The following is a 20,747-nucleotide window of genomic DNA, read 5'->3' as shown; positions in this document are numbered from 1 at the left end:
AAGCAAATCAAGGTCGTATGCGATCTTTTGCAAAATCCTGTGATAGCAAGCGAGCAAAACCTAACCAGCAGACAGATTATTTACAGATATATATTCTAATAAAAAACAAATTATTGTATTTTAATAAAGAAATTAACGAATTTTTAGGAATTAAACAATGCAAAATATCGGGATGTCGTCAAAACTCGACAATGTCTGCTACGACATTAGGGGTCCTGTACTCAAACATGCTAAGCGCATGGAGGAAGAAGGGCATAAAATCCTAAAGCTAAACATTGGTAACCCTGCCCCATTTGGTTTTGACGCCCCTGATGAGATTTTAGTCGACGTGATTCGTAATCTGCCGACTTCTCAAGGCTATTGTGATTCCAAAGGTATTTACTCTGCTCGTAAAGCTGTGGTCCAACACTATCAGCGTAAAGGTATACGCTCGCTAGATGTCGAAGATGTGTATGTAGGTAACGGCGTGTCTGAGTTGATCGTAATGGCCATGCAAGCGCTATTAAACAATGGCGACGAAATGCTGATCCCAGCACCAGACTATCCGTTATGGACAGCTTCAGTTGCACTATCTGGTGGTAAGCCGGTTCATTATCTATGTGATGAAGAAGCTGACTGGTACCCAGACCTTGAAGACATCAAAAAGAAAATCACACCAAAGACACGTGGCATTGTTCTGATCAACCCGAACAACCCGACAGGTGCGGTATACAGCCGTGACTTCCTACTTGAAGTGATTGAGATAGCACGCAAGCACAAACTGATCATTTTCGCAGATGAGATCTACGACAAAGTGTTGTACGACGGTGCAACACATACCTCAGTCGCCACACTCACTGAAGACGTGCTAGTCATGACATTCAATGGCCTTTCAAAAGCCTACCGTGTTTGTGGTTTCCGTGGTGGCTGGATGTTCCTAACGGGGCCTAAACATCTGGCTCAAGGGTACGTGAATGGCTTGGAGCTGCTTTCATCAATGCGTTTATGTGCAAACGTACCAATGCAACATGCCATTCAAACCGCGTTAGGTGGATACCAGAGTATCAATGAACTGATTTTACCTGGCGGACGCTTATTAGAGCAGCGCAACCGAGCGTATGAATTGATCAATCAGATTCCTGGTGTTTCTTGTGTCAAACCTAAGGGTGCGATGTACCTCTTCCCGAAAATCGACACTAAAATGTACAACATCAAGAACGATCAGCAGATGGTTTTAGATTTCTTAAAACAAGAGAAGGTCTTACTGGTGCAAGGTTCTGGTTTTAACTGGCCAAAACCAGACCACTTCCGCATCGTGACACTACCGCACGTTGAAGATCTAGAAATCGCCATTGGACGTTTTGAAAGATTCCTATCAACCTACAGCCAGTAATGAATCACTGGTAGTAATTAGTGCTGATCTCTCATATGCTTAGAGGAACTCCTAGTGAGTTCCTTTTTTACACCAGAAACGGAGAAAGCCATGAAAGAAAGCCATTTTTTCGCCCACCTGGCTCGAATGAAGCTGATCCAACGCTGGCCTTTAATGCGGTCCGTCTCACCAGAAAACGTTTCAGAGCATAGCTTACAAGTTGCTTTTGTCGCTCATGCCCTTGCCCTAATTAAAAACAAAAAGTTCGGCGGCAACCTTAATCCAGAACGCATCGCGATTCTGGCCATGTACCATGACTCCAGTGAAGTATTAACGGGTGATCTTCCAACTCCAGTGAAGTATTACAACCCTGAAATTGCCAAAGAATATAAGAAGATAGAATCGGCAGCGGAACAAAAATTACTCTCAATGTTACCGGAAGAGTTCCACGATGATTTTGCCCCCTATCTTCTTTCTCACTCTGCACACGAAGAGGACGCAAAAATCGTTAAGCAAGCCGATTCCATCTGTGCCTATTTAAAATGTCTTGAAGAACTAAGCGCCGGCAACCATGAGTTCGCTCTGGCAAAAAAACGCTTAGACGTCACTTTGCAAGAACGCAGAACGCCTGAAATGGATTACTTTCTCAATACCTTTGCCCCAAGTTTCGAATTATCGTTAGATGAAATCAGTTAGCTTACGGAGATAATCGTGTCGTTTGAATTACACCCGCAATGGCAAGAGCGCCATGATGATGAGCATAAAATCCGTCGAGACGACCATCGGAGCCCGTACCAACGAGACCGAGCGCGCATTCTTCACTCGGCTGCATTTCGACGCCTACAAGCAAAAACCCAAGTACACGGCAATAGCTTGGAAGACTTTCACCGCAGTCGGTTAACACACTCCTTAGAAGCGTCGCAACTCGGGACCGGTATCGTCGCCCAGTTAAAGAAAAAACAGCCAGAGTTCCGTGATCTATTACCATCAGACAGCTTAATTGATTCATTATGTTTGGCTCACGACATCGGGCATCCTCCATACGGTCATGGGGGAGAAGTCGCTCTAAACTACGTAATGCGCGAACATGGCGGCTTCGAGGGGAACGCCCAAACCTTTCGTATCGTCACTAAGTTAGAGCCTTATACCGAGCATTTCGGAATGAATTTATCGCGCCGCACACTGCTTGGTTTGATTAAATACCCTGCCCTCATTAGTCAAACACGCTCCGTCAAGTTGCCTCAACCAGCCGAGCATCAACGTAAACTAAAAGCAAAAGATTGGAGCCCAGCTAAAGGCATTTATGATTGTGATAAAGACTTATTTGATTGGGTAATTGCACCGCTTTCTGACAACGACAAGGCATTGCTTAGTCTGATGCGTTCAACGCCAGAATCGGAGTTTGAGCACAGTAAAACGCGTTTTAAATCAATCGACTGCTCAATCATGGAGCTAGCAGATGATATCGCCTACGGTGTTCATGATTTAGAAGATGCAATCGTACTTGGTATGGTGACACGTCAGCAATGGCAAGAAGGCGCAGCAAGTCAATTAGCGGACTGTGGCGACCCGTGGTTCGAAGCTCATATCGATTCCATCGGACAGATGCTATTTAGCGGTAAGCACCATGAGCGGAAAGATGCCATCGGTGGTATGGTTAACGCGCTACTGACCAGCATTTCAATCAAAGCGGTGGATGAGCCGTTTAATAACCCTTTACTTTCTTGGAATGCGTGTTTAGAACCACAGATGGCACGTGCACTTGACGTACTCAAGCACTTTGTCAGCACCTTCGTTATCCAAGTCCCGCAGGTCCAGATCGTTGAGTATAAGGGTCAGCAAATTATTATGGATATTTTTGAAGCGTTAACAGCAGACCCAGAGCGATTACTACCCGTTCATACAAAAGATCTGTGGTGTCAGGCGAAGAGCGAGAGCAATAAGATGAGGGTCATCGCCGATTATATTTCTGCAATGACCGATGGTCACGCGCAAAAGCTACACCGCCAACTTTTCTCTTCCATCGTTCTTTAGTAACACTCAACCTTTCAAGTAATTCTTTTCAAAAACGCCCGGAGGCATCTGGGCGATTTGGAATTCGATCATATTTTCAAAGGCACGCATCAGCGGTGTAAAGTCTCGCTCGGGTTCAAGCAAGCGAAGCGAATGATAACCAGCCTCGACTGTCGATAAGCTATTCTCAGAGGGCGCCTTACGAATGGTGTAGTGCCCTTGTAGTTGCTTAGGCAACTGCACGGTTGGGAGTGGATGTAAGTTGCTTGAGAGTTGCCACATTTTGTACGCTTTTTTCCACGTACCATCGAGCAAAATCAAACGTATTTTCTTAGATACACTATGACTCGCTTGAGTGATTTCAGAAATGCATCGTGACTCTTCTGATGGGTAAAGAACAAAATGTTGATATGACTCATCCGCTAATAAGTGATTTAAGGCATCATCACAAGAAAAGTCCTCTCCTATCAAACAAATACAGTTATCTAAACTCAAATTGAGAATCCGTGCCGTACCAAGCGGACGATGTTCTTCACTCGTGTGCTGAAGAATGATAAGTTCTACCTCGCTTGCCAGCGGTACAATCCATTGGCAAATACACGCTTTTTGCGATTTTCCACAACGAGAACAATAACGAGACATAGAGTGAACCTTTATACCTTGCTGAGTATTATCAGCGTGATCTGTTTGATACTTCAATTTGAACCAATGGCCAGCCTAACCGAGTGGCACAGCTACAATATACGCCATGGTGAATGGTGGCGAATCGTAACAGGAAATCTCACACATACCAACTTTGCGCACTTAGGAATGAACCTCGCCGGATTGTGGATCATTACTTTTATTTTTCGTCCAAGCACTCGTAACTTCCTTATCGTTTTTTCAATCTTATGTGCATGTGTTGGTGCGTTGAATTTGTTTACCAACATGTCGGTATACGTGGGTTTATCCGGCGTATTACACGGATTGTTTGGATTTTGGGCGCTCAGAGAAGTCTTTGAAAGCAGAAGAAGCAGTGTGTTGTTAGTCGGAGGGCTAATTGCCAAAGTAGCATGGGAGCAGGTCTATGGCCCATCAAGCAGTACTGCTGAACTTATCGGTGCAAACGTTGCTATTGATGCTCATATGTTTGGCGCACTCGGTGGGTTAGTGATGGCTTTACTGGAAAAAGGCCTTCGCCGTCGTTTATTCGGATAAAAAATCCCGAACCACGAAAGAGGGGCTGGTTCGGGAAAGCAGTAATAGGGAAGCAGATATTGTTCTGAATTCAGACTCAATATCTGCAATACATCAAGCTACAGTAAAATGCGGTCTTCGTTTTTCTTAACTGTCGCTTCACCAATGCCTTTTACGCTCTTCAAATCTGCTGCCGTTTTAAAAGGGCCATGTTCCTCGCGGTAGTCCACTATACTCTGCGCTTTCTTCTCACCTATACCTTTCAACATGGTCGCAATTTCTTCAGCAGTGGCCGTGTTGATATTTACAGTAATTTCAATTCCTTCATATTTGTCAGTGGCTGAATCCGCAGCCATGCTAAAAGGTGCAAAAACAAATAAGCACAATGTCAAAATCCATTTCATATTGAACATACAATCTCCAAAATAGTAGGCTAAAAACAGTCATCGAGAGCGAGTCACTATCAAGTTTGCAATGAAAGCAATATGGTTATGCATTTAACAAACTGAGATGACCCGGAATTCACAACGGCCGCTATCACTTAAACGCGCACTAATTTAAGTAATGCCTATTGATGATTGAAGTTCATAAAGACAAAAATAAAACGGACCGCTTATGCGGTCCGTTTTATTCAACATACAAATTACACTAATTGTGCTTAGTTGCTCACAACAAAGTACTCAATGTCAGTATTTGCACGCAGTACGGCTAGTACAGATGATAAGTCTTGCTGAGAAGATGCACGCTGCATTTGCATCGCAACTTGATCTTCTAACTCACTATCTAGCTCTGCGTTTACAGCATCAAGCTCGATGATAATGATGTTACCTTCAAGATCTTTAGACTGACCGTATACTGGTTTACCATCGACTGGTTTTGCCATCGCGAATACCGTTGTTGCCAACGGAGAACGACGATCTACTGTCTCTTGTTCACCAAAGGCAAGATTGTTTTCAGCAAGCATGTTCGTCTTACCTTCTTTCAATGCCGCAACGACTTGTGTTCCAAGCTCCATCGCTTCTTGCTCACCTTTAACACGAGATAGCTCTGCAACAACCTGATCTTTCACTTCTTCTAGTGGAAGAACTGTCTCGTCACGCGCATCTTCAACACGAACAACGATAATATGCTCAGGCGCAACTTCGATAGCTTCAGAGTTTAGGCCATCTTCTTTAACTTCAGGACTTAGGATAGCTTGCATTACAGCAGGGCTACGAAGCACTTCAGGTGCATCAACCTGAGAAATAAAGTCCGTTGTCTTCACTTCTTGGTTAACCGCTTGAGAAGCATCATACAATGAGTCTGGGTATTCAAACGCTACGCGCTCAAGCTCATTTTGCAACTCGTAGAATTGATCGATCGCTTGCTGGTCGACCATCTCTTGTTTGATTTCAGAAGCGACTTCTTCAAATGGCTTCGCCACAGAATCTTTTAGCTCTTCAAGCTTGATAATGTGATAGCCAAAGTCCGACTTTACTAGACCCGACGTATCGCCAGGATTCTTCAGTGCGAATGCCGCTTCTTCAAAAGCAGGGTCCATCACATCACGCTCAATCCAACCTAGGTCACCACCGTTTTCAGCGCTGCCAAAATCGTCAGATTTCTCTTGAGCAAGCGTCGCAAAATCTGCACCCGCGTTTAGCTCATCTAGGATAGCTTGCGCTTTTGCTTCATCGTCCCCTTCTACAAGAATGTGAGCGACACGTCGTTGCTCTTCTGAAGAGTATTTGTTTAAGTGCTCGTCGTAGTACTTTTTCACCTCAGCATCAGAAACATTAACTTGTTCCTTTAGCGCTTCAGCTGACAGTTCGATGTAAGAGACTTTAACCTGCTCTGGGCGTGTAAAGTTGTCTGGGTTTGCTTTGTAGTACTCTTGAATTTCTTCGTCGGTCAATTCAATATTTTTCGCAAACTCCGCTAAGTCGATCTGAATCGTGCGAATATCACGAGTTTGAGTGAACAGCTTGCCTTCTGCTTGTACTTCACCCGGCAGAATAAATTCACTGTTTTGTAGCGCATTCAGCAGTTGCTCACGAACCAATTCACGACGCATGTACTCAGCAAAAGAGTCTGGCGAAAAGCCTGCACGACGTAAAGAAGCTTGATAGATCTCTTGATCAAACTGACCATTAGATTGGAACTGAGGCATGTCTAGAATCATGCTACGCACTTGAGTGTCGCTGATTCGCAGACCCAAAGCTTCAGCTTGTTGGTCAAGCAACACGTCATTGATCATTCGATCTAAAACGGATTTGCGGAAAGATTCAACATATGCAGGGTCAGCCAGCATTTGAGAGAAGTAGTCACCCAACTGAGCTTGCATACGGTTACGCTCATTTTGGTATGCCATCTCGAACTCACCACGAGGAATCTCAGTGTTACCGACTTTCGCTGCAGAGTTGTTGCTACCACCAACGATGTAGCTACCTACACCTGCAAATACGAAAGACAGGATGATAAGTCCAAGGATAATTTTGACCGCGATGCTATTCACGCCTTCGCGTAGTCGATCCATCATAATTTAACTGCTCTCCACAATTGAAGCCTACTGCTTCTATCTAATAGAAATAATGGCGCAATAATATCAGAAAAAGAAATGCGCATCAGTATGATGCGCATAATTTAAGAAAGTTCGGCTCGAAGTTTGTAAATTTTTGTTCGAAACTTATTGTTTGAGCAAAAGTTAAGCAAATGGCCGGTTACAGAAATAACGCCGTGATTAGTTACAAGCGTCTTTCAGTGCTTTACCAGCTTTGAAAGCTGGTACTTTTGCTTCTGCGATTTGGATTTCTTCACCAGTTTTTGGGTTACGACCAGTACGTGCAGCACGAGTACGAACGCTGAATGTACCAAAGCCAACTAGAGCGACTTGATCACCAGATTGAAGAGTTCCGCTTACTGCTTCGATGAATGCATCTAGAGCACGACCCGCTGACGCTTTAGAAATATCTGCATTTTCTGCGATTTGTTCTACTAACTGAGTTTTATTCACTGTAATTTCCCCTTTGTGTCATCTGTGATTATTTTTGTGATGACTTTCGTTCCATTGTTAAGAAAATATGCTCCACCCCTTATTCATCAAGGGCTGGCAGCTATCGAAACTAACTTAGCGCCCAAAAAAAACGCTGACAAGCCTTTTTGGGCTTATCAGCGTAAACTTTTACTTATTTTTGCTACACATCACTATTTTTGAGACTCAAACTCAACGCCCGTCGGGTCTCGCTCTAGTGCGACTTTCAGTACTTCATCAATCCACTGTACAGGGATAACTTCCAGATCCGCGATAACATTATCAGGAATCTCTTCCAAATCACGCTCGTTATCTTTTGGAATTAGCACTGTCTTAATGCCACCACGGTGTGCCGCAAGTAACTTCTCTTTTAGGCCGCCGATAGGTAGAACCTCACCACGCAGTGTGATTTCACCCGTCATCGCTACTTCTGCTTTCACAGGGTTGCCTGTTAGAGAAGAAACCAATGCTGTACACATTGCTGTACCCGCACTTGGGCCATCTTTTGGTGTCGCGCCTTCCGGGACGTGTACGTGAATATCTTTCTTCTCGTAGAAGTCAGTATTGATACCTAGCTTTTCTGCACGAGAGCGAACCACTGTCATTGCTGCTTGGATAGACTCTTGCATCACATCACCAAGAGAACCCGTTTGTGTCAGCTTACCTTTACCTGGCATTGATTGAGTTTCAATCGTTAATAGATCGCCACCCACTTCGGTCCAAGCTAGGCCAGTTACTTGACCAATTCGGTTACTTTCATCCGCTTTACCGTAATCGAAACGTTGAACACCTAAGTACTCTTTTAGGTTGTCCATCGTTACCGTTACTGACTTGATGTCCTTATCCAGCAAGATGTTCTTCACCGCTTTACGGCAGATCTTAGAAATCTCACGCTCTAAGTTACGGACACCCGCTTCACGCGTGTAGTAACGAATGATGCCAATAATCGCAGAATCTTCAATGACGATCTCATCCGCTTTCAAGCCATTACGCTTCACTTGTTTATCAACAAGGTGACGTTTTGCAATGTTCAGCTTCTCGTCTTCGGTGTAACCAGATAAACGAATAACTTCCATACGGTCTAACAATGGACCCGGGATGTTCATCGAGTTCGATGTCGCAACAAACATAACGTCAGAGAGATCGTAATCCACTTCTAGGTAGTGATCGTTGAACGAGTTATTCTGTTCAGGATCAAGTACTTCTAGTAGAGCCGATGCCGGATCACCACGCATATCGGAAGACATTTTGTCGATTTCGTCCAATAAGAACAGCGGGTTCTTCACACCAACCTTCGACATCTTCTGGATCAATTTGCCTGGTAATGAGCCGATGTAAGTACGACGGTGACCACGAATTTCCGCTTCATCACGCACACCACCCAACGCCATACGAACATACTTACGGCCTGTAGCTGAAGCAATTGAACGACCAAGAGACGTTTTACCTACACCAGGAGGACCAACAAGACAAAGGATAGGACCTTTTAGCTTGTTGATACGGTTTTGAACCGCCAGGTATTCAAGGATACGTTCTTTGACGCGTTCTAGACCGTAGTGATCTTCATTAAGAACCTCTTCTGCTTTCGCTAAGTTTTTCTTAACTTTTGAGCGCTTAGCCCAAGGAACGCTGACCATCCAATCGATGTAGCTACGAACCACTGTTGCTTCAGCAGACATTGGAGACATCATCTTAAGCTTTTGCAGCTCTTGCTCTGTCTTTTCACGTGCCTCTTGAGGCATTTTTGATTCGTCAATCTTCTTCTGTAGCGTTTCGAACTCGTCTGGTGCGTCTTCCATCTCACCAAGTTCTTTCTGAATCGCTTTCATTTGCTCATTCAGATAATACTCACGCTGAGATTTTTCCATTTGCTTTTTAACGCGACCACGAATTCGTTTTTCAACTTGCAGCAAGTCGATCTCTGATTCCATCTGGCCCATCAGGAATTCCAGACGCTCAGTGACGTCAACAATTTCAAGCACTTGCTGCTTATCCACCAACTTTAACGGCATATGAGCCGCAATGGTATCCGCTAAGCGTGCGGCTTCGTCGATACCATTAAGTGACGTTAGCACTTCTGGTGGAATCTTCTTGTTTAGCTTAATGAACCCTTCAAACTGATTAATCGCGCTGCGAACAATCACTTCTTGCTCACGCTCATCCAATTCTGGCGTAACAACAAATTCAGCTTCTGCTAGGAAGAAGTCACTCTCTTTAAAGTGATTGATTTTTGCTCGCTGCTGGCCTTCGACCAATACTTTTACTGTGCCATCCGGAAGCTTCAAGAGCTGGAGAATGGTGGCTACCGTACCTACGTCAAATAGGTCGTCAACCGTAGGCTCGTCAGTATCCGCTTGCTTTTGTGCCACAAGAAGAACTTGTTTGTTGGTTTCCATCGCCGTTTCTAGACAGCTAATCGATTTCTCACGACCAACAAACAATGGAATAACCATGTGTGGGTAGACCACTACGTCACGTAGAGGTAGTACCGGGATCTCGATACGCTCGGAACGTTCCAAGTTCATATAATTCTCTCTTCCGCTTTCACGTTTAACGTATTACTTAAGGCAGTATATGGGGGCTAATTGTTTGGATTCAATAAGAGAAATAAAAAAAGGAGGTAATTACTTACCTCCTTTTTCATTATGGCTGAATTTACTCTGCTCCAGCTGCCTGATTGTCTGCGTTACTGTAAATAAGCAGTGGCTCTGACTCGCCATTAATGACGGACTCATCAATCACGACTTTACTAACGTCTGTTGCAGATGGTAATTCGTACATGGTTTCAAGTAGCACGCCTTCAAGAATCGAGCGTAAGCCACGAGCACCTGTTTTACGCTCCATTGCTTTTTTCGCGATAGCGCGCAGCGCATCTTCACGGAATTCAAGTTCAGCGTTTTCCAGCTCAAACAATGCTGCATATTGCTTGGTCAGTGCGTTCTTCGGTTCACATAGGATCTGAATCAACGCTTCTTCATCAAGCTCAGTCAGTGTTGTTGTTACAGGTAGACGACCAATGAATTCTGGAATGAGGCCGTACTTCACTAAATCTTCAGGTTCAACTTGAGTAAATAGCTCACCTACCGTCTTCGATTCATTCTTCGAACGAACTTCAGCACCAAAACCAATACCTGTACCTGTTGCAACACGCTGCTCAATCACTTTGTCTAAGCCAGCAAAAGCACCACCACAGATGAACAGGATCTTAGATGTATCCACTTGTAGGAATTCTTGCTGAGGATGCTTACGACCACCTTGAGGTGGAACCGATGCAACCGTACCTTCGATAAGTTTTAGTAGCGCCTGCTGAACACCTTCACCAGATACGTCACGCGTAATAGATGGGTTTTCAGCTTTGCGTGAAATCTTATCAATTTCATCAATGTAAACGATGCCGCGTTCCGCTTTAGCTACATCGTAATCACATTTTTGCAGAAGCTTTTGGATGATGTTTTCAACGTCTTCACCTACGTAACCGGCTTCGGTTAGTGTCGTCGCGTCTGCCATTGTAAATGGCACATCCAAGAATCGAGCTAATGTCTCCGCAAGTAGTGTTTTACCGCTACCTGTAGGACCAATTAGAAGGATGTTACTCTTACCAAGCTCCACACCTTCGCTCGTTGTATCACCATTGCGTAAACGCTTGTAGTGGTTATATACCGCAACTGCGAGCACTTTTTTCGCGTAATCTTGCCCGATCACATAGTCATCAAGGTGTTCACGGATCTGTTTTGGCGTTGGTAACGCTTCAGATTCTTTCTTAGGGAGAACATCCTTGATTTCTTCGCGAATAATATCGTTACATAAGTCGACACACTCGTCGCAAATGTACACTGACGGACCTGCGATTAGCTTGCGAACTTCGTGCTGACTTTTGCCGCAGAAAGAACAGTACAGCAATTTACCGCTGCCACTTTCTTTGCTTTTATCTGTCATTCGCTAACCTCTTAGCCTTTACTCTTCATGAATGAGTGTATATCAATTTTTGCCAAAATGCGCTGGCTAATTACTCGCCACGGTGGCTTAACACTGCATCCACGATACCGTATTCCACAGCCTGCTCTGATGACATGAAGTTATCACGATCAGTATCGCGCTCAATGACTTCAAGAGGTTGGCCTGTATGTTCTGCTAACAACTTGTTTAGCTTCTGTTTAATCGTCAGGATTTCCTGAGCATGGATTTGGATATCAGAAGCTTGACCCTGGAAACCACCCAATGGTTGGTGGATCATTACACGAGAGTTAGGCAGTACGTAACGCTTACCTGGCGCACCACCTGCAAGCAGGAAGGCACCCATTGAACATGCTTGACCCATACATACTGTGCTCACATTTGGCTTAATGAACTGCATGGTATCGTAAATAGACATACCTGCTGTTACGCTGCCGCCTGGAGAGTTGATGTATAAGAAAATATCTTTATCTGGATTTTCAGATTCTAGGAAAAGTAGCTGAGCCACGACAAGGTTTGCCATGTGGTCTTCCACTTGACCCGTTAAAAAAATCACGCGCTCTTTAAGCAGACGTGAGTAGATGTCGTAAGAGCGTTCGCCTCGGGAAGTTTGTTCAACCACCATTGGTACTAGCGCGTCCATAATTGGCGACATTGCATTTTTTTCTTGGTAGCTCATATTCTTATGTCCCTAAAATAAATGGCCCGGATGATGACTATCATACGGACCATTGTTAGCAGAATAGTTAACGTTAAGTCAACCTTCTACGCAAGATATTGCTTATTAAGCAGCAGGTTGTTGTTGGTTAAGTAGCTCGTTGAAGCCTACTTCTTTCTCAGAAACCTGTGCTTTAGCGATGATCGCGTCGATTGCTTGCTCTTCTAGAGCTACGTTGCGCATGTTGTTCATCATTTCTTCGTTTTGCTCGTAGTAAGCAATAACTTCTGATGGATCTTCGTATGCAGTAGCCATTTCTTCGATTAGAGCTTTAACTTTCTCGTCGTCCGCTTTTAGCTCTTCAGATTTGATTACTTCACCTAGTAGAAGACCAACAACTACGCGACGTTTAGCTTGTTCTTCGAACAGTTCACGTGGAAGCTGAGCAGCAGCTTCTGGGTTACCACCGAAGCGTTGTGCAGCTTGTTGACGTAGAACTTGGATTTCTTGCTCGATAAGCGCTGATGGTACGTTGATGTCGTTTTGCTCAACTAGACCGTCAATCGCTTGCTCTTTGATGCGGTTCTTAACAGCTTGCTTAAGTTCGCGTTCCATGTTCTTACGAACTTCAGCTTTAAGTGCTTCAACACCACCTTCAACAACACCGAACTTAGCAACGAACTCGTCGTTTAGTTCTGGTAGTTCACGAGCTTCAACTTTGTTCACTTTGATTGCGAACTTAGCTGCTTTACCTTTTAGGTTTTCAGCGTGGTAATCTTCTGGGAAAGTCACGTCGATGTCGAATTCCATACCAGCAGTTTTACCTGCGATACCGTCTTCGAAACCAGGGATCATGCGACCAGCACCCATTTCTAGAGGGAAGTTCTCAGCTTTACCACCTTCGAACTCTTCACCGTCGATAGAACCAACGAAGTCGATGCTTACGCGTTTGCCATCTTCTGCTGCTTCTTCAACTTCAACCCAAGTTGCTTGTTGCTTACGTAGAGTATCGATCATCTCTTCTACGTCTGCATCTTTAACTTCTGTTAGTGGTTTTTCAACAGTGATGCTCTCTAGGCCTTTAAGCTCAACTTCTGGGTAAACTTCAAAAGTTGCAGTGAAAACTAGGTCTGAACCTTCTTTGTTCTCTACAGGAGCGAAAGTTGGAGCGCCAGCTGGGTTGATTTTCTCTTTAACGATAGCTTCGATGAAGTGGCGTTGCATTACTTCACCAAGAACGTCTTGACGTACTGCTTTGCCGTACATCTTAGCAACCATTTTTAGAGGCACTTTACCCTTACGGAAACCATCGAAACGACGGTTTTTAGCGATGTTGCGTAGTTCAGCTGTTACAGCGTCTTCGATGTTTGCAGCTGGAACAGTAATGTTTAGACGGCGCTCTAGGCCCTCTAGCGTTTCAACAGTAACTTGCATTATATATAAACCTCTAAAGTGGCTCGGTTTTCCGAGCGTATGAGCGAAACTCAGAGGAGCTTACGCTTCATCCTTGTGTAGTGTTCTGTCCGAACACCTAATTTAAAATCGAGTATCGATACTGGTTGTCAGTACCGGACTAATCAGTGATATCTTCGATAAAATAACCAAAGGTATCTCCTATTAGCCTCAGGACAGAATTTTTAGACGCGACATTCTAGCGATCTGTCGCAACCCTGTCGAGCCAATAGCCACTATGTGGACATTGTCTGCGCTAAATTCTCGAATGCTGACCCATTTTTTCTTCAAAAATGCGATTCAGACACCGTCTAAGCATTGCCAGCATATCTAGAATGGGGACAATAGCGACTTTTTCAAGAGAATCGACCGGTTTTTTTATCGAAAAGCCTAAAAAGAGATCTTGCTCTTGTTTTACTCCACAGAGTTGAAAACTAAATCCCTAATCCTTCCTACAAACTATTAACATTTTCTTACGTGACCAAAGGAAGTTGTAAGGAGTGTAAGGATGTCGCAAAAAAAACGGATTCTGCTGACATTTTTTGCTTTCTATTTCCTGTCCGCAATTATCGGTGGCCATTGGGTTTGGCAGACCAGTTATCAATCTCTACTTGATAAACACCAATCACAGTTGGAGCAGTTTTCTGGCCATATAAAAAATAAACTCGATAAGTACGCCCATATTCCAAATCTTCTCGCTAAAGATGATCCTCTTTATCAAGCGCTTCTGCACCCCAACAACAGTGCGCAACTGGAAATCACTAATCGGTATTTAGAATCCGTTAATGGCGTGATTGAAGCAGCGGATACGTACTTAATCGATCAATGGGGTACAACGATCGCGGCCAGCAACTGGCGTAAAGAGCGCTCCTTTATCGGGCGAAATTTTGCATTTCGCCCTTATTTCAAACAAGCCATTGTAGGCAAAAGAAGCCAATACTACGCACTGGGCTCAACATCTGGTAAACGTGGCTACTACTATTCTTATCCCATCATATACGCTGGCGGTGTACTTGGTGTCGTCGTGGTGAAGATGGACCTAAGTAAGATAGAGGACAACTGGCAGCAACCAAACAGTGTTTTTGTCGCCAGCGACCCATACGGAATTGTTTTCATGAGTAGCCGAAGTGAATGGCTACTCAAAAGCTTACAACCACTGACAAAAAAAGAGAAAAAGCAAGTTTGGGCAAGCCAACAATATCTTGATGCGCCAATTGAAACGCTTGGATTAGTGGGTAGTTTGGACGAGGTGCATTCTGAGCTTAAACAGGGTTACCCATACAATAAAGGAACCTTGGTAGTCTCTTCGCTGCCCCTACCCGAACTCAAACTGACTATTCGTGTGCTGTCTCCTAAACAGTCGATCGTTTGGTTCACCATGGGTTACATCTTTGTACTCACTCTAGCATTCATGGTTTTGTTTTTAATTGGTCAGCTTATCTATCACCGTCAACAGCGTCACTTGCAACTTGAACGAATTCAACAAGAAGCAAATCAAAAGTTGGAATATCAAGTCATGGCACGGACTGCCGAGTTGCAAGCGGAGATCGCACAGCGTATCGATACCGAACAAACTTTACGCGTTACTCAAGACGAATTGGTGCAAGCAGCGAAACTCGCGGTGTTAGGACAAATGTCGGCCAGTATCAGCCATGAACTGAATAATCCACTTGCGGCAATTCGTAGCTTTGCGGAGAACGGCAAGCTGTTTCTAAAAAAAGAAAAATATGAGCGAGTGGAAGATAATCTCACTCGCATTTCTGCTCTCACTGACCGTATGGCAAATATCAGTCAGCAACTTCGCTCTTTCGCCAAAAAAACCAGTGGTGACGAGTTGGCTCAATCTCGACTGTTCCCTGTTATTGCCTCTGTAAAAGAACTGATGAAGCCCGCATTTAAATCAGGGCGCGTCACGTTAGAAACAAATTTGCCAGAGCATGATGTTGAAGTGCAGATCAATATTATTCAACTGGAGCAAGTGTTGGTCAATTTACTGACTAATGCGATAGAAGCACTCAAAGAGCAACAAGACAAACAGGTAGAATTATCTGTAGAACACGATGAGCACACTGATTTGGTTTGGATTCATGTTGATGATAATGGCCCAGGGCTTGGCTCTTTCTCACTTTCTGATTTATGTGAACCGTTTCTAACCACTAAACTGAACGGTTTAGGTTTGGGCCTCTCTATCTCGCAACAAATCTTAGCCAGTATGAATGGAAAATTATGTGCCCATAATCGAGAACAAGGCGGCGCTCGATTCTCATTGTGTTTACCTATCACTTCTTACAACACTGAACCATCAAAAGGATAAGATCATGTGTCAGGTGTTTTTTATTGATGATGAGGCCGATCTCAGAATCGCTATAGAACAGACCTTTGAACTGGCGGATATCGACGCCAAGTTTTTTGTGGATGCAGAATCGGCTTTAATAGCGATGCAGCAAGGAGAAGAAGCTGGCGTCGTGGTCACTGATATCTGTTTGCCGGGCATTTCTGGTATGGATATGCTGACAACTTTGACTCAACGCGATGCAAACTTACCCGTCATCATGATCACTGGACACGGTGATATTTCCATGGCTGTGCAAGCCCTTCATCAAGGCGCTTACGACTTTATTGAGAAACCTTTTGCGCCAGAACATTTGGTTGAAACGGTTAAGCGGGCGATTGAGAAGCGCAAACTAACCAATGAAAATGAAAAACTGCGCCTGTCACTTAAAGCCAGTAAAACCCTTGGTCCACGAGTTATTGGTGAAACCTCTAGCATCCAAATATTACGAGAGACCATCACCCAAATCGCCGATACCGACGCCGATATTTTGTTGTTTGGTGAAACCGGTACAGGGAAAGAGTTAATCGCTCGTTCTTTACATGAGCAAAGCTCTCGCCGGAACCAAAACTTTGTCGCCGTAAATTGTGGAGCGGTTCCAGAGAACTTAATTGAGAGTGAACTCTACGGCCATGAAAAAGGCGCATTCACTGGCGCCGAAAGCCGTCGTATCGGTAAATTTGAGTTTGCACAAGGCGGCACACTTTTCTTGGATGAGATCGAGTCGATGCCTATCCAAGCCCAAATTCGTTTATTGAGGGTATTACAAGAGCGCGTGATTGAGCGTGTCGGTTCAAATGAATTATTGCCTTTAGATATTCGAGCGATTGCCGCAACAAAGGTCGATTTAAAACACGCAGCTGAAGAAGGTACTTTCCGTCAGGACCTCTACTATCGGCTCAATGTCGTGACCCTGGATCTCCCGCCACTACGCGAACGAAAAGAAGACATTCCCGCCCTCTTTCACCACTTTCTGTTGGTAGCAGCTTCACGTTATGGCAAAAGCTCACCTAGCTTGTCACCCCAAGATCTAGCGCAACTGATGAGCCATGACTGGCCTGGCAATGTTCGAGAACTCAGAAATGCTGCAGAGCGTTTTGTGCTATTGGGTAAGTTAATTCAGTTGGGAGAATCGAACCCAGTTGCTAAGTCTTCCTCAAGCCTTGCAGAGCAAGTGGCGGAGTTTGAGAGAGCAGCCATTGAAGGCGCTTTATTAGAAAACAACGGTAGTATTAAACAGACAATGTGCCAATTGAATGTGCCAAGAAAAACTCTTTACGACAAGATGCAGCGCTACCAAATAAATAAAGACCTTTACAAATAAAACACGTTCAAATAGCTGGCATTATATTCAACTTGAATCATAATTTTTAACAACGGGTTTATCATGGTTGTTATAGATATGAACGAAAAAGTGAGAATACCGATTGTTACAGATACCGTGCTCGTAGACGGTTGCTATCAAGAAGAGAGAAGATTCGGTGAAGAGCGTCGTAAAAATAAAAAGAGGTGGCGACACTATGAACGTCGAATTAATTCAGACCCGCGCAAAACTTGTTACAAGTCAATAGACGAAGAGGTGTGAATTCTCACACCTCTTTCTACTTTCTGGCTTCCATTACTTGGTAATGATCTCCGGCCCCATCAAGGTAGTAGGCAACCAAGTCGAAACCCATGGTACATATGTGACGATAATTAGGAACAAGAACATCACTCCAACCCAGGGTAATGCTGCCTTCACTACGTTCATCATCGACATTTTGGCAACACCAGCGGTCACAAATAAGTTAAGACCCACGGGCGGCGTTATCATTCCTATCTCCATATTCACCACCATCATTATGCCCAAATGAATTGGGTCTATACCTAATGCAATCGCAATTGGGAACACGAGCGGCGCAACAATGATCAACAAGCCTGATGGCTCCATGAACTGACCACCAATCAGCAACAAGACGTTCACCACAATCAAAAAAGTGATTGGTCCGAGACCAGCCGAGAGCATCGACTCGGTGATCATTTGCGGGATGCGTTCTTCCGTTAAAACATGCTTCAAAATTAAGGCATTAGCAATGATGAACAGCAGCATGATGGTGAGTTTGCCCGCTTCATACAGGGTGTGTTTCGTGTCTTTATGAACAAAGGTTTGGAAGATTTTAACGAGCGCAGGTTTAGTGTTTTTCTTGTCTGCAAATGGCCCCATGTCTTTGTATACAAAGTTAGCAATAAAGAATGAGTACACAGCAGCAACCGCAGCGGCTTCTGTCGGCGTAAAGATACCGCCATAGATACCACCAAGAATGATGACGACCAACAACAAGCCCCAGCTTGCATCCTTGGCGGCATCAAAAGTTTCTTTCCAACCGACAAAAGGTTGCTTTGGAAGGTTCTTGATTCTCGCGGCAATGTAAATCGCGATCATCAACATGACACCCGCCAGCAAACCGGGAATCACACCACCAAGGAACATACGTCCAACTGACACATCCGTTGCGGCTGCATACACCACCATCACAATCGAAGGTGGGATCAAAATCCCTAGCGTACCTGCGTTACAAATTACCCCAGAGGCAAACTCTTTTGAGTAACCGTTTTTGATCATACCTGCGATAACAATACTACCTATGGCAACAACCGTTGCAGGTGAGGAACCTGACAACGCGGCAAACATCATACACGCTACAACCGAAGCCATCGCCAAACCGCCGCGGAACCAGCCTACAATGGCAATGGCGAAACGAATGATCCGCTTTGCTACGCCACCCGTCGACATAAAGCTTGAAGCCAATATAAAGAATGGAATAGCCAATAGCGTGTAGTGGCCCGCGAATGCATTAAACAGCGTTTGAGCAACTGACGCTAAAGAGGCATCCGAATGCATTAAAAGGAAAAGAACACTGGAAAGGCCCAGCGAAATAGCAATTGGCACGCCAACCAGCATAAAGCCAATTACCATCAAAAATAGAAATAAGATCTCCATGGCTTATTGCTCCTTGTTTTTAGCGTCTTGCGAGGCCTTTGGAGCCATTACGTCTTCAGCGTCACTCATCTCAGCTTTAAGAGATTCGAGCTCTTCCTCCGCTTCATGTCCTGCAATCAAGCGATCGAGCTTACCAGTAGCGATTTGCCACGTGACTTGAACAAATCTAAACGTTAGTAGCGCCATTCCAAGTGGCAAAGCGAAGTAAGGAATAAAACGTGGCAGCTTTTCATAACGCTCTCCCTCATTTAACCAGTCGGCCATGAACTGGAGTATTTCAGGCATCGGAATATCGTCCGTTTCATACCACGCTCGGTCGGTAGCGAACGGATACCAGTAGTTCCAAGCGCCAATTAACAGCAAAATAGAGAAGGCTAAGCAACACATTGCTGCAAAAAGCGCCAGGGCTTTTCGTTTACCTTCCGGAACGATGTTAATAATGACATCGACACCAATATGAAAGTGTTTTTTCACACCATAAGATGCGCCAACCAACACCATCCATGCGAACATGAAAACGGTGAGCTCAAGCGCCCAAAGAATATTGTCGTTAAAGACATAACGAAAGATGACATTGGCAAAGGTCAGCAAGGTCATGGCACCCAAGAAGAAAGCAATCAAAGTCTCTTCAATGGCATCGGTGATTCGTCCAGCCTTGGCAAAAAAAGTCTGTTCCATAATTACATCACGTCGTCTGTAGGGGGAAAGAGCCCCCTCAGTTTGAGAGGGCTAAATGTGCTAGCTGTTATTATTTTTGGTTAGACGCCAAAGCGGCTTCGATTAGGTCAGAACCAATGTCTTTTTCGAACTTCTTCCATACTGGTTGAAGTGCAGTGACCCACTCTTGGCGCTGTTCTGGCGTTAGAGTACGAACCACACCACCGGCTTCGATGATATTGTTCTTATTCGCAAGGTTTACTTTGGTTGACTCAGCATTACGCTGCGCAGTTACCTCTTGAATAATGGTATTTAACTGCTCGCGCTGATCATCTGGTAGGTTTTTCCAGAAGTCGTTTGACGTCACAACTAAGTAATCCAGAATTCCGTGGTTCGTTTCCGTAATGCCATCTTGAACTTCGAAGAATTTTTTGCCGTAAATGTTTGACCAAGTATTTTCTTGACCATCAATAACCTTAGTTTGCAAGCCGCCGTAAACTTCTTTGAACGACATTTTTTGTGGGTTAGCACCTAGCTGCTCAAACTGAGCAACGAGTACATCAGAGGCTTGAACACGGAACTTAAGTCCTTCAGCATCAGTTGGAGAAATGAGCGGCTTGTTGGCTGACATTTGCTTCATGCCGTTATGCCAAAACGCAATGCCTTGTAGGCCACGACGTTTCATTGAATTTTTCAGCTTTTCACCCGCTTCCGAGTTTTGGAAACGGTCAACCGCGTCGACATCATCGAACAAGAAAGGAAGATCGAAAAGGCGGTACTTCTTGGTGAATTTCTCAAACTTAGAAAGAGAAGGAGCAGCGAGTTGAACATCACCATTCAGTAGCGCTTCCAACACTTTGTCATCATCATAAAGTGTTGAGTTAGGAAACACCTGCATACAGACTTTACCGTTCATCTCTTCGTTGACGCGCTTTTCAAGTAACGAAGCCGCGATGCCTTTAGGGTGTTTGTCCGCATTCGTTACATGGCTAAACTTGATGACCGTTTCACCTGGGTCACAATTTGCGGCAGCATTAAAACTGGTAACAGCAAGTGCAGAGACAGATAGTAGAGTTAGAGGCTTAAACATTATTATTCTCCTTGTTGAATCACATCCCATCCCGTCCATGAGTAACTAGGTGTTAGGCGATGGGTACGGATGTT

18 protein-coding genes are annotated in these 20,747 nt (G+C 44.4%); 7 read left to right on the top strand and 11 right to left on the bottom strand.

Going from position 1 to position 20,747, the window contains the following annotated elements; translation table 11 throughout:
* Nucleotides 1-157: 157 nt before the first annotated feature.
* From R7Z78_RS16740 to R7Z78_RS16730, 3 genes are all read left to right on the top strand, one after another.
* Nucleotides 158-1,372, top strand: coding sequence for a pyridoxal phosphate-dependent aminotransferase (locus tag R7Z78_RS16740; protein WP_053303263.1), 1,215 nt, complete (start codon nt 158-160; stop codon nt 1,370-1,372).
* Nucleotides 1,373-1,462: 90 nt separating this feature from the next.
* Nucleotides 1,463-2,047: a 5'-deoxynucleotidase gene (gene yfbR / locus R7Z78_RS16735; protein ID WP_017634778.1), complete on the top strand. Its 585-nt coding sequence runs from the start codon at nt 1,463-1,465 to the stop codon at nt 2,045-2,047.
* Between the two features lie 15 nt (nt 2,048-2,062).
* Nucleotides 2,063-3,385 (top strand): anti-phage deoxyguanosine triphosphatase, encoded by a 1,323-nt coding sequence (locus R7Z78_RS16730; RefSeq protein WP_053350467.1) that lies wholly within the window; start codon nt 2,063-2,065, stop codon nt 3,383-3,385.
* Between the two features lie 6 nt (nt 3,386-3,391).
* Here R7Z78_RS16730 and R7Z78_RS16725 read toward each other — a convergent pair whose 3' ends face one another.
* The gene (locus R7Z78_RS16725) at nt 3,392-4,006 is read right to left on the bottom strand and encodes a tRNA-uridine aminocarboxypropyltransferase (protein WP_104975974.1); all 615 of its coding nucleotides are present in this window, start codon (nt 4,004-4,006) and stop codon (nt 3,392-3,394) included.
* 3 nt (nt 4,007-4,009) lie between these two features.
* Between R7Z78_RS16725 and rrtA the strand changes: the two genes are divergently transcribed.
* Nucleotides 4,010-4,561 (top strand): rhombosortase, encoded by a 552-nt coding sequence (rrtA, locus tag R7Z78_RS16720; RefSeq protein ID WP_005382331.1) that lies wholly within the window; start codon nt 4,010-4,012, stop codon nt 4,559-4,561.
* Between the two features lie 98 nt (nt 4,562-4,659).
* On the opposite strand, the gene R7Z78_RS16715 is transcribed toward rrtA, so the two are convergent.
* The 7 genes from R7Z78_RS16715 to tig all read right to left on the bottom strand — a co-directional run bounded on the left by R7Z78_RS16715 (nt 4,660) and on the right by tig (nt 13,596).
* A complete protein-coding gene (locus R7Z78_RS16715; RefSeq protein ID WP_031777211.1) occupies nt 4,660-4,944 on the bottom strand; it encodes a ComEA family DNA-binding protein in 285 nt (94 codons plus the stop codon).
* Nucleotides 4,945-5,198: 254 nt separating this feature from the next.
* Nucleotides 5,199-7,058, bottom strand: coding sequence for a peptidylprolyl isomerase (ppiD, locus tag R7Z78_RS16710; RefSeq protein WP_104975973.1), 1,860 nt, complete (start codon nt 7,056-7,058; stop codon nt 5,199-5,201).
* A 201-nt stretch (nt 7,059-7,259) separates the two neighbouring features.
* Nucleotides 7,260-7,532, bottom strand: a complete 273-nt coding sequence (locus R7Z78_RS16705) for an HU family DNA-binding protein (protein ID WP_005382341.1) — start codon at nt 7,530-7,532, stop codon at nt 7,260-7,262.
* Between the two features lie 191 nt (nt 7,533-7,723).
* Nucleotides 7,724-10,075, bottom strand: coding sequence for an endopeptidase La (gene lon, locus R7Z78_RS16700; RefSeq protein WP_005382343.1), 2,352 nt, complete (start codon nt 10,073-10,075; stop codon nt 7,724-7,726).
* A 130-nt stretch (nt 10,076-10,205) separates the two neighbouring features.
* Nucleotides 10,206-11,486, bottom strand: a complete 1,281-nt coding sequence (gene clpX / locus R7Z78_RS16695) for an ATP-dependent protease ATP-binding subunit ClpX (protein ID WP_005382345.1) — start codon at nt 11,484-11,486, stop codon at nt 10,206-10,208.
* Nucleotides 11,487-11,556: 70 nt separating this feature from the next.
* On the bottom strand, nt 11,557-12,183 hold the full coding sequence (clpP, locus tag R7Z78_RS16690) for an ATP-dependent Clp endopeptidase proteolytic subunit ClpP (protein WP_005382347.1): 627 nt from the start codon (nt 12,181-12,183) through the stop codon (nt 11,557-11,559).
* A 105-nt stretch (nt 12,184-12,288) separates the two neighbouring features.
* The gene (tig, locus tag R7Z78_RS16685) at nt 12,289-13,596 is read right to left on the bottom strand and encodes a trigger factor (RefSeq protein WP_005382251.1); all 1,308 of its coding nucleotides are present in this window, start codon (nt 13,594-13,596) and stop codon (nt 12,289-12,291) included.
* A gap of 526 nt (nt 13,597-14,122) precedes the next feature.
* On the opposite strand from tig, the gene R7Z78_RS16680 reads away from it, so the two are divergent.
* The 3 genes from R7Z78_RS16680 (at nt 14,123) to R7Z78_RS16670 (ending at nt 17,531) form a co-directional block, all read left to right on the top strand.
* A complete protein-coding gene (locus R7Z78_RS16680; RefSeq protein WP_104975972.1) occupies nt 14,123-15,928 on the top strand; it encodes a sensor histidine kinase in 1,806 nt (601 codons plus the stop codon).
* A 4-nt stretch (nt 15,929-15,932) separates the two neighbouring features.
* Nucleotides 15,933-17,270 carry a sigma-54-dependent transcriptional regulator gene (locus tag R7Z78_RS16675; protein WP_104975971.1) on the top strand — a complete coding sequence of 446 codons (1,338 nt, stop codon included), beginning with the start codon at nt 15,933-15,935 and terminating at the stop codon, nt 17,268-17,270.
* 78 nt (nt 17,271-17,348) lie between these two features.
* On the top strand, nt 17,349-17,531 hold the full coding sequence (locus tag R7Z78_RS16670) for a hypothetical protein (RefSeq protein WP_021034161.1): 183 nt from the start codon (nt 17,349-17,351) through the stop codon (nt 17,529-17,531).
* A gap of 33 nt (nt 17,532-17,564) precedes the next feature.
* Here R7Z78_RS16670 and R7Z78_RS16665 read toward each other — a convergent pair whose 3' ends face one another.
* The 3 genes from R7Z78_RS16665 to R7Z78_RS16655 all read right to left on the bottom strand — a co-directional run bounded on the left by R7Z78_RS16665 (nt 17,565) and on the right by R7Z78_RS16655 (nt 20,673).
* A complete protein-coding gene (locus R7Z78_RS16665; RefSeq protein ID WP_104975970.1) occupies nt 17,565-18,926 on the bottom strand; it encodes a TRAP transporter large permease in 1,362 nt (453 codons plus the stop codon).
* Between the two features lie 3 nt (nt 18,927-18,929).
* Nucleotides 18,930-19,604 (bottom strand): TRAP transporter small permease, encoded by a 675-nt coding sequence (locus tag R7Z78_RS16660; protein WP_005384308.1) that lies wholly within the window; start codon nt 19,602-19,604, stop codon nt 18,930-18,932.
* Nucleotides 19,605-19,674: 70 nt separating this feature from the next.
* Complete coding sequence (locus R7Z78_RS16655) at nt 19,675-20,673, bottom strand: TRAP transporter substrate-binding protein (RefSeq protein ID WP_017634784.1); 999 nt, start codon at nt 20,671-20,673, stop codon at nt 19,675-19,677.
* Nucleotides 20,674-20,747 lie beyond the last annotated feature (74 nt).

It is taken from the genome of Vibrio sp. 1167 (genome assembly GCF_033340375.1).
GTDB lineage: Bacteria > Pseudomonadota > Gammaproteobacteria > Enterobacterales > Vibrionaceae > Vibrio > Vibrio alginolyticus.
The sequence above is the reverse complement of the archived record's forward strand: the minus strand, read 5'-3'. Positions and strand labels throughout refer to the sequence as shown.

Bases quoted from the DNA above. Each gene is read 5' to 3' on its own strand.
- R7Z78_RS16740 (WP_053303263.1), top strand. From the start codon at position 158: ATGCAAAATATCGGGATGTCGTCAAAACTCGACAATGTCTGCTACGAC.
- yfbR (WP_017634778.1), top strand. From the start codon at position 1,463: ATGAAAGAAAGCCATTTTTTCGCCCACCTGGCTCGAATGAAGCTGATC.
- R7Z78_RS16725 (WP_104975974.1), bottom strand. From the start codon at position 4,006: ATGTCTCGTTATTGTTCTCGTTGTGGAAAATCGCAAAAAGCGTGTATT.
- R7Z78_RS16715 (WP_031777211.1), bottom strand. From the start codon at position 4,944: ATGAAATGGATTTTGACATTGTGCTTATTTGTTTTTGCACCTTTTAGC.
- ppiD (WP_104975973.1), bottom strand. From the start codon at position 7,058: ATGATGGATCGACTACGCGAAGGCGTGAATAGCATCGCGGTCAAAATT.
- lon (WP_005382343.1), bottom strand. From the start codon at position 10,075: ATGAACTTGGAACGTTCCGAGCGTATCGAGATCCCGGTACTACCTCTA.
- clpX (WP_005382345.1), bottom strand. From the start codon at position 11,486: ATGACAGATAAAAGCAAAGAAAGTGGCAGCGGTAAATTGCTGTACTGT.
- clpP (WP_005382347.1), bottom strand. From the start codon at position 12,183: ATGAGCTACCAAGAAAAAAATGCAATGTCGCCAATTATGGACGCGCTA.
- tig (WP_005382251.1), bottom strand. From the start codon at position 13,596: ATGCAAGTTACTGTTGAAACGCTAGAGGGCCTAGAGCGCCGTCTAAAC.
- R7Z78_RS16680 (WP_104975972.1), top strand. From the start codon at position 14,123: ATGTCGCAAAAAAAACGGATTCTGCTGACATTTTTTGCTTTCTATTTC.
- R7Z78_RS16675 (WP_104975971.1), top strand. From the start codon at position 15,933: ATGTGTCAGGTGTTTTTTATTGATGATGAGGCCGATCTCAGAATCGCT.
- R7Z78_RS16670 (WP_021034161.1), top strand. From the start codon at position 17,349: ATGAACGAAAAAGTGAGAATACCGATTGTTACAGATACCGTGCTCGTA.
- R7Z78_RS16665 (WP_104975970.1), bottom strand. From the start codon at position 18,926: ATGGAGATCTTATTTCTATTTTTGATGGTAATTGGCTTTATGCTGGTT.
- R7Z78_RS16660 (WP_005384308.1), bottom strand. From the start codon at position 19,604: ATGGAACAGACTTTTTTTGCCAAGGCTGGACGAATCACCGATGCCATT.
- R7Z78_RS16655 (WP_017634784.1), bottom strand. From the start codon at position 20,673: ATGTTTAAGCCTCTAACTCTACTATCTGTCTCTGCACTTGCTGTTACC.